Genomic DNA, 11270 nt, shown 5'->3' with positions numbered 1-11270 from the left:
CTCCCTGGAGCAGTACCCGTCTAAGGGCATCTCTCCACTACCAGAACCATATACCCCCCCAGGGTATTCCTCCAGTTCTACTGAGTCTTCGATTCTGCTGATCTGAAGCCGGTTGAACTTCGCTCCCGCTCGTTATACCCTTAGGGGGTAGTGGTAGTAAACCTGCGGAGTATCAAGATGTCGATCGCGTGAAGAAGGCATCCCGACTAGGAGATCGGTGTGAGTGGCATCCGCCCTCGCCGGAAAAGTTCAACCATCAATGAATGTCGAGGGACATGCATGACCACATCAGTTGCGCAGCAAGCGGAGACTTCTCACGCGGACTGCCACTCGACCCACGGCTACATCACCGATAAGGATCGCTACTTGGCGCGGCTGAAGCGGATTGAGGGCCAGGCCCGAGGCATCGCGCGTATGGTCGATGAGGAGCAGTACTGCATCGATACCCTTACCCAAATTTCAGCCCTCACCGCTGCGCTTCGGGGCGTAGCGCTGGGATTGCTCGATGATCATATGAAGCACTGCGTGCTGGGCGCCGCTCAACTCAACCTTGAGGCCGGCGAAGCCAAGATGCAGGAAGCATCCGAAGCAATCGCACGTTTTATGCGCTCCTGACTGGCCTGAGTGTTCGGCTGTCTCTTGAACTAGGGACCGCGAAACCGGACTGGTGAGCGAAATCTTCAGTCGGCACCCGCCTCCCCTGGAAGTAGGTGTGGGGTGCGGAGAACCTAGTCAGCACTAAAGTTTTTATTTTGTCATCCTCAAAGAAGGATGTGTTACTGGTCCACCATTTCGGCAAGGACGGTATGGGCGATTCTCGAAAGCGCATAATAGGGGACGGCCCAGACGAGGTCGAGATCTCGACCGTGCGCTCATCGAAACCGGCCTCACTCACGCCGCCAACCGAACAATGGACACCCAGGGCTGCAGCCGCAGCCGAACAGCAACGCCGCCGTGCCGTCCACCGGCTAGGGCTAATCGATTCAGGCAACGAGGAAAGATTTGACCGGATTACCCGTAAGGCCCGGGATTACTTCGACGTGAGTTCGGCGGCCCTATCCTTGATCACGGACGACCAGCAGTACCTCAAATCATTCGTCGGTCCACTGCACCGGGTCCTGGACCGAAGCATTGCTTTCTGCAACGTAACTATCCAGCACGAAGAGCCGCTAATCATTTCTGACACACTGTCCGATTCCCGATTCAGTGCTAATTCCCTAGTGGTCGCTGCACCGTTCATCCGGTTCTACGCAGGTGTACCCGTGCGGGGGCCGGGCGGATGGTTCGTCGGCAGTTTCTGCATCCTGGACCACGCCTCACGAGACTTTTCCCATGAAGACCGGCAAGAACTGCTCGCTTTGGCTAATGAAGCCGAAATGGAACTTAACACTCACCTGCAGCTCTGATACTGCACCTCGCCGCGGCCCGTCGCGGTGTTGAGACTGCTGAAGGTTTTGTTCCGCGGTGAGGCTTAGTGGTTTTGAACTGCTCCAGCGGCGGGGTGTCTCAGCATTTTGAACTGGACCAATGTCAGTCGGCCCTGTGTTCGTAGGCGGCTTCTGTAGTGTAGGCCGCTCGATCCTGTTCACGATCGCAAGTCTCAGATTGTTTCTCATTGCCCATTTCTGCCCGGTCGAAAGCGTCCTTCTGTAGGAGCTAAAAGAGCGACTCCAATGCAACGTAGTTATTGCAGACGCCGACTCGTCCTGTCGACCTGGCCAACCTGTAGCCCATGAGGGTCTACACGAAAGTCTTGGACCGGAATCGGATATGGTCAGGACCAGTCCGCGGACCAGCGGATACTTCTGTAATGGTTATCGGCCGACCGGAGGCTGGCCGACGGACTGGTCTCGGACATCATCGCGTGACTGAGGGTGACGGTGATCGATACAGGGATCAATGGCGCGTGATGAAGATCTCCGCTGGGAGTACGCCGCCGCTGCATTCCTAAGGAGCCCCTCCCGACAGTTGGGAAAAAACGTGCTGGGTGCTCGGGATGTTGTTGAGCATCACCGTAGTGGCTCGGGTAAGACGCCGCTAAAGATTTCACGCGCCATGAGGGCGAGCCCGATCAGAGAAGCTGTTCGCGCCGTCCAGGTACCAAGGGCATTCGAACGTACAGACCTATGCGTCATCGAACGGCACGGTTACAAGCTGCAGCATTTACTGTTACTTGACACACTCATTTGGACGAATCTCAAGACGAGGTCACCTACCTTTCGACCTTTTTCCCCTATTGCCAAGGGAATCATCTGCTCCCGCGCCTGTGCAGGGCAAGAACGGCGACTGCAACCGCGGGCGGGAGTAGGAGGTGCCATCCGGCGAAAGGCACTGTTAGAAGCAGGAGACCCAGCGCGGTGGATGCGAGAAGGCGAAGTTTCCCAGTGAAGAGGCGCACAGCCGCGGCGGTGCCAAGGAGGTAGGTGGAGAGCACCAGAACGGAGGGAATGAAGACGATGTCATCTGTTCCCCAGCCCAATAATGCCGCTCCGACTAGCCCTGCTGCTCCAATCGAGCCCACCGTAAGTATCGAGAGCTTCGGCGTTCCGTGTCGATCCTGCCGCTGTAGGGGGCGCGGCGCCCATCCGTCGCGGGCCAGTGCGTACCCAAGACGGGAGATGGAAGCGATGAAAGCGTTCGTTGTACCCAGGCAGATGATAGTTGCTGCGACCGCGACGATGCCGACTGTCGATAGGTTCAGGCCCTGTCCGACGATGACTCCCAGAGCGATTCGATCAAGCTCAGGGTTGCCATATGACCTGGTTCCGACGACGGCTAATGCGACTCCGAGGTAGAGGACCGTGACGATCAGGATGGTCAGTAGTGTCGCCCGAGGAAGAGTTCGGCGCACGTCGCGGAACTCTGCTGAGAGGTGAGCAATTGCTTCCCACCCAGCAAAGGCGAAAAACAGCACGATGACAGCCTGGCCGATACCCTGCAGCCCGCTCGGAGCGAAAGGAGCCAAGTTCTCGAGTCGGATCTGGGGAATCGCCACGATAATCACTGTCAGCAGGATCAACGCGACGCCGCTGGCGAGGGCGATCTGCACGCGCGCACCGAGTTTGAGGCCAAAGAGGTTCGCGGCAACTGCGGTGATGAGGACAACCGCGCCAATTACTGGTGCCCACTGCTGGCCGAGACTGAGCGATTCGGCTACATAGTATCCGGCGGTAAGTGGCACGATTGTTTGCCCGATCGATCCAGCGATGAAAAACCACCATCCAGCGATACCGCCGGCCGAGGGCCCGAAAGCTTTCGCCGCAAAGGTGGCCACGCCGCCCGCGTCAGGGAAGCGTGACGCAAGTGCAGCGAACGTGAACGCGATCGGAATGCCGATCAGGGCGCTGAACCCCCATGCGATCAACGAGGCCGGTCCTGCAAGGGATGCTGCTTGTCCGGGGAACACCAGCACTCCTGCGCCGAGGATCGCACACACATAGAGGGCGACGCCCTGAGATAGCCCTATAGATCCAGTATGTACGTCTCGAGGGGCAAGAAGTTTGCTCACCCTTCCAGTTCACCCGTGGTCACACAGGCCTACTAGTGGCAAGCTAGACAACATGCGCAACAGAACAGACATGCACACGGTAGCGGTCGCTGTGATGCCGGGAGCGCCGATATTCGAACTCGCTGTGCCCTGCGAAGTATTTGGGATCCCACGGCCCGAGCTGGACGGGACATGGTATGACTTCCAGTTATGCGCCACCGAGCCCGGCGCTACGATCGCAGGAGGATTTGCCTCCACTACATCGTTCGGGCTTGACGACCTGGTGCAAGCAGACACTGTGATCATGCCCGCTTGCAGCGATATTCACGCGGTGCAACCAGCCAACCTTGTGGAAGCGGTCCGGGAGGCTCACCGACGTGGTGCGCGGATCGCGGCTATCTGCTCGGGCGCCTTCGTCCTCGCACAAGCAGGGATCCTCGATGGACGTCGCGCGACGACGCATTGGATGCATGCAGATGCCATGCGTCTTCGCTTTCCACGGATCAAGCTGGATGAATCTGTGATCTACGCTCAAGACGATCGGATTCACACCTCCGCTGGTACCACTGCAGGCATCGACCTCTGCATCGAGCTCGTACGCCAGGACCATGGCACAGCTGTTGCCAATGAACTCGCCCGCCGCATGGTCACCCCGCCTCACCGCACTGCTGACCAGGCACAATATGTGCTTCGACCCGTCCCCGGGCCACGCCCGTCCGCGGTGGCGGAGGCCGCGGCGTGGGCCATCGCGCATCTAGATCAGCCCATTCATATCCGGGACCTTGCCTCGCGCGCGCATCTCAGTGAACGGCAGCTGACAAGGCGCTTCCTCGAGACGTACGGGCGAACGCCGGGCGGCTGGCTGGTACGAGAGCGTGTCCGACGTGCGCAGGAACTGTTAGAGCGAACTGACCTGTCTATCGACAGCGTCGCAAGCCAAACTGGTTTCGGTACTGCCGCAGGACTGCGTGCCGCTTTCAGCCGGCATCTACGTCTTTCGCCAAGCAACTATCGCTCCATGTGGGCAGCTTGAAAGAGGATAAGACCCTGATGCACCATCCGCACGGCACGCTCACGCTGCCCTTAGAGGTATCGCGTGGGTGAAATCTCTATCCCTTCACAACAGAGTGGAGCGACACCGAACCTGATACGGTTCGCGGTGTGACAATTGCGAGATCAATCACGAAGGCCGCCACGATCGAGGAGTGCGACACCATTCGTGTCTTGGTGGAGGCCCACATCGACTACGAGCAAAGCAACGTCATCCTTCCCACGGATTGGGCGGCCAGAATCGTACGGTTTATAGGCGCTGGAAGGATGACCGTTTTCGTTGCCCACGCCGGGAATGTACCTGTCGGGTATGCGTCGATCACGATGGACGTTGCTACCTGGAAGGGTGAGCCCTTTGCGCACCTTGACTGTCTCTACGTCTCGGATACTCACCGCGGGACCGGAATCGGACGCCAACTTCTAGACACAGTCGCGGCCGACGCATCAGCCCGCGGTTATGGGGAGTTGCAGTGGCAGACACCAGCATGGAATAGCCGGGCAGTGCAGTTCTATGAACGGGTAGGAGCTAGCCATGAACTCAAGGAGCGTTTCACGCTCCTGCTGCCGCTCGCCTAGGAGCTGCAAGCGAACCAGAACTGGGTGTCATCGCCGCCTTCACGGACTGCAGCATGAGTTGGCTTCGCCAGGTTCGGCGCTCGATAACCCGTGAGATCATCGCTAAAGAAGTAATTACAACCCACGCTGTCATCTTTACCATGAAGGCTGCAGCGGAGCATAGGAGTGCTCCGAGGACCATGACCAGGAGGGTCTGTCTGGCATGGGTGCCGCGAAACGTGGCAGAAGGGCGAATAAATTGATGTGCATGGCTGGACTGAACGAACGTCGGCCGACATCCTCCACGGCTGCTGGGCATCACAGGTTAGCGCTGCGCGAGGGCCGCCCGAGGACCAGCTTTGAGGAAGTGCAACGCGGTATGCAGGTGCGCAGTGGCCGGAAACACCCTACCTGGGGTTGGCGGAAAGACCGCTGGCACCGCGTGGGACAGCCGGCCTGGGATGGCGTGGCGCTGAATAGGAAGCGGGCACGCCGGCTCTGGCGTGATGGAGAGCTCTTCTGCAAACCCAAGACACGGAAAAGTGCAGGACAGGGCCCGACGTCGGGGCCAGACGCGATGCGCCGCCGAGTACCCAATGCACGTGCTCAGCTTTGATTTCAGTGTGATAGCTGTTGAGGTCCAGTAAGGCGCTCCGGTCGAATCCCGGTTTTGAGTTCCTCGCTCATGTGCTGTCCCCGCGAGAGCGACTCGGGGATGACGTTGGAGACCAAGCCGGACTCGGTCTCGTCGGTAACCCGCGACCCACCGAGCCATTCGTCCCGCTCGGTCACTCTCCGCGCCCGTGGCATAAAGTTGGTCTATGGCCTTTCTCATCCTGAGTTACAACGTCACTGATTCCATCCAGCTATCGGCCTATCGTGAGGCAGCGACCCCGGTCCTGTTGGGGCCGAACAGTGGAAAGCTGATCACCAGTACCGATGAAACTATTCACTTGCCCGAAGCCACTTCGTCGGGGACACACACAGTGATTCTGGAGTTTGAAAGCGTTGATCGCGCTCGAGCGGTGTACGACTCCGCCGAGTATCAGGCCCTCGTCAGGCAACGTTTAGCTGCCAGCAATCCGACCATCGCCATGATCGTCCCATCTATGTAGTGAGCCGAACGAGCAGAGAATTGATGGGGCTGGTCTCGAGACATGGCACTGTTATATGGTCGCGACCAACCCGCGAAGCCAAGGCGGCCGAAAACACTGTCGATTATGAGGTGCTTCGAGTCAGTGAGAGAAGACAGCCGGGGGAGCCCGGTCCTGTAAATTTTTCCGATCAAACGGGCCCGTTGACAAAACTTATGCCTTCAATGCCAGGCAAGTGGCCCTTGGTGCCGGAGGGGATCACTTCGGACGATTCGGCCCGGATGGTTCGAGGCGAACTTAACGCAGAGGCTCGGGGATTTGTTCAGTACGTTCGCGAGCCAGGGGGAGGGGTAGAGCCTGGCCGAACCGCGTTGCATCTTGCGTCCCTCGGTTTTGGGTAGCGCCCGGGGCGGGTGCAAAGCGTAGTCGTCGGTTGGAATGACTCAGAATTGGGTTGGTCACCCAAATTGGGTTCGGGCGCATCATTGCCTTTCGTGCAGTCGTTCGAGCAGCAATTCATCACCGGACGATTTGGGGGCGGCGGGTGATTTCCCGAACCTCAGGCCAGTCTGTGGATGGGGACTTCCCGCGGCCCAGGCGGTGATGGTCTCGACGGCTTGAGGGTAGAAGACCCGACAGGTGCCGTCGGTGACGTACCCGAGCTGAAGCTGCTCTGGGTCAGGCGGGCGGCCCTGTAGGCCCGGCGGACGGGTGAGCCCGTCCACATCCGGCTCGACGCCCTCGACGTGCTCTAGCGAGGGACCGGTGGAAGGTCGACAGGCGGCGACCGAAGGGCGCCCGGGGATCGGCGGGGTACTGAGGTCCGTACCCGCCGCCGGATGACCATTTCCGCCACGACGAGGTTGACCAGCCATCCGGCTCCCATGAGCAGGGCCCGTAGGGTCTCACCGGGCGAACTGCCGAGGACCTCCGGGACGATGAGGATCAGGGCCTGGGTGCCCGCGCCCAGGCCGATCGCGTAGGCGCGGGTCATCCACGCGCCGTGGGCCCTGATGTTCCCGCGGACCACGGCGCGGAAGCCCAGGAGGAGGCTGAGGACCATTCCGGTGCCGAAGAGGAGCCGGAAGGTGAGGAGGAGCGGGCCGTCACTGGGCGGGAGCGCGGAGAAGCAAGCCATCCACAGGCCGGTCAGCGCCGCCACCAGGCCGGCGGGGAAGAGGATCCTCCCGGCCCTCCTGTGCCAGGTGCGCCCCTGCCGCAGGGACGGGACGAACTGAAAGGCCCCCAGCAGGGTGTACAGCGTGGCGCCGAGGATGTGCAGGACCACCGGGACCGGGAACTCGACGAAGCGCGCATTCTGCTCGGTGACCTCGGGCGCGCCGGCCAGTTCCGTGAGGCGGGCGGCGCCGGCGAGCATGGGGATGAGGCCCAGCAGGATCAGACCCGCGGGGACCACCCACTTCCGTCGGTGCAGTGGGTCGGCCGGTGTCCTGGGCGCGGTTCTCCCGGATCGTCTGGTTGTGGTCATAGCCATTCTGTCCTTCCGTTCCCTGCGGCACCTACTGCTGCCGGCAGTATCGGTGGACCACCAAGCATGTCCAGCGTTCCTAAAGGGCCTACGCAGTCTCGGTCTGCTGTTCCTTGCGGGCTTCGATGACAAGTTCCGCAATCTCTGTTGCGATGTCATCGATCGTGGTGTCGCTAGTGGAGCGAACTGATCGGCAAGGCAAGGGCTGCGTGCTGCGACGGCGTCCTAACTCTCGCACTCGACACAGTACTTGTCGTCGTTCATGGCGCGGGCGAGCTGGCTGCGGTGGTGGACCAGAAAGCAGGATATGCAGGTGAACTCATCCTCCTGCATCGGGATGACCTCGATCTGCAGCTCGTCATCGACCATGACGGCGCCAGGGGGCTCGAAGCCCTCGACCGACGCTAAGTCCTCCAAATCAATAATCGAGGTCTGGGTAGTGGCGCTGCGGTGAGCCTGAATCGCCTCAAGCGATTCATTGGCGGGCTGATCTTCGGGCTTAACGCGCGGCTCATCGTAGTCAGTGGCCATGGTGATGAATCTCCTTCGAGGGTTGAATGCTTGCCTCGGTGTAGCTGGGGCAGGCATGACATGCGTTGTCCTTTATGGACATGTACCCTCATATAGATACCATAGGGGGGTACCCTTTACTACGCTTCGGCTTCGAAGGTCGCGGTGCCATCATCAACCTTGCGAGCAGAGGAATCTCTCATGACAACAGCGGCGAAGCCAGCTTTGAGGAGAAAGACGAGGGGCTCGGGGGTGGCTCCGCTGCTGACCGAGGGGCTGAGTGTCGTACTGGGGGCCAAGGACCTCCCGATCCGGGTGCGTGGCTGGGACGGTTCGGAAGCCGGTCCTGCTGGCGCACCGATCCTTGAAGTCCGATCGCAGCAGGCCCTGCGCAGACTGCTTTGGTCACCGGGGCAGCTTGGATTGGGCAGAGCCTATGCGGCGGGGGAGATCGAGGTTCCAGAGGACCTCTTCGCCGGCTTCACGGCGCTTAGCTCCGTCGGAAAATTGGCCAATACCTATCCTTCCAGCACATTGAATGCCCGCAGTCGGTGGCGGCTGCTACGGATCGCGGCTCGGCTCGGGGCCCTTGGCCCAGAACCAACTCCGCCAGCGGAGGAAGCCAATCTGGGGCGTCACGGTCGACGGCATTCTCGCAAACGTGATGCCGCGGCCATCTCGCACCACTACGACGTAAGTAATGAGTTCTACTCCCTCATCCTTGGGCCGTCGATGGTGTACTCATGCGCCGTCTGGAACGACGAGCACACCAGTCTGGAGTCCGCACAAGCGACCAAGCATGACCTTGTCTGTCGCAAATTGGGCCTGAAGCCTGGCATGCGACTCCTGGACGTCGGGTGTGGTTGGGGCGGCATGGCTTTGCACGCCGCCCAGCATTACGGGGTGGATGTGGTCGGTGTGACCCTTTCCGTCGAGCAGGCCACACTGGCTCGCCAGAGGATGGCCGAGGCCGGATTGACCGACCACGTGGACATCCGGGTCCAGGATTACCGCGAAGTCAAGGACGGCCGCTTCGACGCCATCAGCTCCATCGGCATGTCCGAGCACGTTGGCCGAGCCGAGATTGCGGACTATGTAACTCTCCTGAAGGAATTGCTGCACCCAGGGGGTCGGCTACTCAACCACGCCATCTCGTGGAACGCCGGACCAGCCCGCCCTGATCCCGACAGCTTCATAGCCCGCTACATCTTCCCCGATGGCGAGCTACTCACCCTAACCGAAATGATCGGGGCGCTTGAGTCTGACGGGCTAGAAGTACTCGACGTTGAGGCATTACGCCAGCATTACGCACTAACCCTACGAGCCTGGGTACAACGGCTGGAAAAACACTGGGACGAGGCTGTGCAGGCCACCAGTGAAGGACAGGCACGGGTTTGGCGGCTCTACATGGCCGCCAGCGCTCTCGGCTTTGAATCCGCGAAAATGGGAGTAAATCAAGTTCTCGTGCAACGCCCCGGTGGCTCTTCACCGCCATTGCGCCGAACCGCATGGGCTTTTGAACAGGCGATTCCCCACCCTTCCTCCCATCGCCCGAGGGAAGAAGGGAGGACCTAAGTATAAGAAGACATTATGAAGCCCTAGCTGACTAGCCCGCCTGATAGTGCAGAAGCTCACCTGATCTGACAACGCGATCAATACTGACTCGGCTGATCAAACACTCTGCACTAATGCGGCTCACCAGGCTGCTCTTCGAATTAGCTGTTCAAATATCCCTGCGCCCTGCACTATCGGATGCGACGAATTCATACCCATTGACGCACTTTCGAGCGAATCCCATGTGCGATACGACGGAGGCGCCCAAGATGGGTTGGCGATGCGTGTCATGAGCGGCGAATTGGAGGTGGCTGTTGACATCGTTCGGTGCCATGCTCGATACAGATCGGAAAAAAATGGAAAGTGTGTCCTCAACTGATACGTCTATGGAGACAGCACTACTGTGCCCGCGGCGATTTGTGGCACTAGGGGATTCGTTCACCGAGGGCTTTGGAGACATCCATCCGTTCCGTCAGGGTTCCTTTCGAGGATGGGCGGATCGCGTTGCGGAAGTTCTTGCCCAAGAGCGTCCTGATTTTACCTATGCGAATCTCGCAGTTAGAGGCAAACTCCTGAGCGAAATAGTGAGTGAGCAACTCGAGCCTGCGCTGGCGATGAAGCCTGATCTAGTAAGCTTTTGTGCCGGTGGAAACGACATCATTCGGCCTGGTGCCGATCCCGATTCGTTGGCCGTCCGCGTGGAAGACGCGGTATCAGTGCTTCAATCGTCCGGGGCCACCGTGCTGATGTTCGCTGGCCCCGACATAGGGGCACGACTCGGCCCGTGGGGGCTCCGCGGCAAGGTGGCAATCTACAACGAAAACCTGCGGACCGTGGCAGAAAATCACGGTGCGATATTAATTGATTTGTGGGCGCCACGCGAGTTAAGTCGACCCCACATGTGGTCCCCTGATCGTCTTCACTTCTCATCGGCAGGCCACGAGTTTATCGCGGCTATCGTCCTCGATTTATGGTGTATCGACTACATCTCTACGCCAGATGCAACCAACACATCAATAGACTTGGCTTCCCGCTTTGCCAATGATGCGAAGTGGGCGCGTCAATACCTTCTTCCGTGGGCAATACGGCGCTTACAGGGAAAGTCTTCCGGTGCAGGACGTGAGGCAAAACGCCCGACATTGGCCCGAGTAGCATTGGACGATCCTGATCTTGGCTGAGAACCCGAACAAAATACAACCCAACGGAGAGAGGTTGTTGCGTACGCTCGCCTGTGCTGCGTTTTCAATTCGGTGGGTGCCCTCATCGACAGAGTCATCTCAGCTGATGCCCGACCAATGAATTTTTGCGTCCTCGCGGCGGACATCCGCGGTGGCCCCGCCGCAGCTTTAGTGTCTGTCGTCGTGCACTGGGTTCTCTGTTCACCTCCAACCAGCGAACCTTTCTGGCGAATTCTCGTAGGTCGTCATGGCTTGTTATAGGAGGGGGCGTTGACAAACTGGAGGAATACCCTGGGGGGGTATATGGTTCTGGTAGTGGAGAGATGCCCTTAGACGGGTACTGCTCCAGGGAG

At 59.6% G+C, this 11270-nt stretch carries 10 protein-coding genes; 7 read left to right on the top strand and 3 right to left on the bottom strand.

All coding sequences use genetic code 11. The features are described 5' to 3' along the window. Nucleotides 1-279: 279 nt before the first annotated feature. Both CXQ92_RS17365 and CXQ92_RS17360 read left to right on the top strand, forming a co-directional pair. The gene (locus CXQ92_RS17365; RefSeq protein ID WP_104169039.1) at nt 280-615 is read left to right on the top strand and encodes a metal-sensitive transcriptional regulator; all 336 of its coding nucleotides are present in this window, start codon (nt 280-282) and stop codon (nt 613-615) included. A 137-nt stretch (nt 616-752) separates the two neighbouring features. Further along, nucleotides 753-1406: a GAF domain-containing protein gene (locus CXQ92_RS17360; RefSeq protein WP_146067509.1), complete on the top strand. Its 654-nt coding sequence runs from the start codon at nt 753-755 to the stop codon at nt 1404-1406. A gap of 842 nt (nt 1407-2248) precedes the next feature. On the opposite strand, the gene CXQ92_RS17355 is transcribed toward CXQ92_RS17360, so the two are convergent. Beyond that, nucleotides 2249-3508 (bottom strand): APC family permease, encoded by a 1260-nt coding sequence (locus tag CXQ92_RS17355; protein ID WP_181033732.1) that lies wholly within the window; start codon nt 3506-3508, stop codon nt 2249-2251. 52 nt (nt 3509-3560) lie between these two features. On the opposite strand from CXQ92_RS17355, the gene CXQ92_RS17350 reads away from it, so the two are divergent. The 3 genes from CXQ92_RS17350 to CXQ92_RS17340 all read left to right on the top strand — a co-directional run bounded on the left by CXQ92_RS17350 (nt 3561) and on the right by CXQ92_RS17340 (nt 6207). Then, nucleotides 3561-4520: a GlxA family transcriptional regulator gene (locus tag CXQ92_RS17350; protein ID WP_258070046.1), complete on the top strand. Its 960-nt coding sequence runs from the start codon at nt 3561-3563 to the stop codon at nt 4518-4520. A gap of 128 nt (nt 4521-4648) precedes the next feature. Further along, nucleotides 4649-5113 (top strand): GNAT family N-acetyltransferase, encoded by a 465-nt coding sequence (locus tag CXQ92_RS17345; protein ID WP_104169036.1) that lies wholly within the window; start codon nt 4649-4651, stop codon nt 5111-5113. An 800-nt stretch (nt 5114-5913) separates the two neighbouring features. Continuing rightward, nucleotides 5914-6207: a DUF1330 domain-containing protein gene (locus CXQ92_RS17340; RefSeq protein ID WP_104169035.1), complete on the top strand. Its 294-nt coding sequence runs from the start codon at nt 5914-5916 to the stop codon at nt 6205-6207. A 730-nt stretch (nt 6208-6937) separates the two neighbouring features. Here the strand turns inward: CXQ92_RS17340 and CXQ92_RS17330 are convergent. Then, entirely contained in the window at nt 6938-7675 is a 738-nt protein-coding gene (locus tag CXQ92_RS17330) for a DUF2306 domain-containing protein (protein ID WP_104169033.1), read from the bottom strand. Nucleotides 7676-7900: 225 nt separating this feature from the next. Then, nucleotides 7901-8206, bottom strand: coding sequence for a DUF4193 domain-containing protein (locus CXQ92_RS17325; protein WP_104169032.1), 306 nt, complete (start codon nt 8204-8206; stop codon nt 7901-7903). Nucleotides 8207-8437: 231 nt separating this feature from the next. On the opposite strand from CXQ92_RS17325, the gene CXQ92_RS17320 reads away from it, so the two are divergent. Together CXQ92_RS17320 and CXQ92_RS17315 are read left to right on the top strand one after the other, a co-directional pair. Further along, complete coding sequence (locus CXQ92_RS17320; RefSeq protein WP_258070045.1) at nt 8438-9760, top strand: cyclopropane-fatty-acyl-phospholipid synthase family protein; 1323 nt, start codon at nt 8438-8440, stop codon at nt 9758-9760. A gap of 311 nt (nt 9761-10071) precedes the next feature. Then, nucleotides 10072-10917, top strand: coding sequence for an SGNH/GDSL hydrolase family protein (locus tag CXQ92_RS17315; RefSeq protein WP_104169030.1), 846 nt, complete (start codon nt 10072-10074; stop codon nt 10915-10917). The last annotated feature ends 353 nt before the right edge of the window (nt 10918-11270 follow it).

Origin of the sequence: Arthrobacter sp. SX1312 (genome assembly GCF_002929295.1) — a bacterium.
In the GTDB taxonomy this organism is placed as follows: domain Bacteria; phylum Actinomycetota; class Actinomycetes; order Actinomycetales; family Micrococcaceae; genus Arthrobacter_D.
This window is presented reverse-complemented; position numbering and strand designations above follow the sequence as displayed.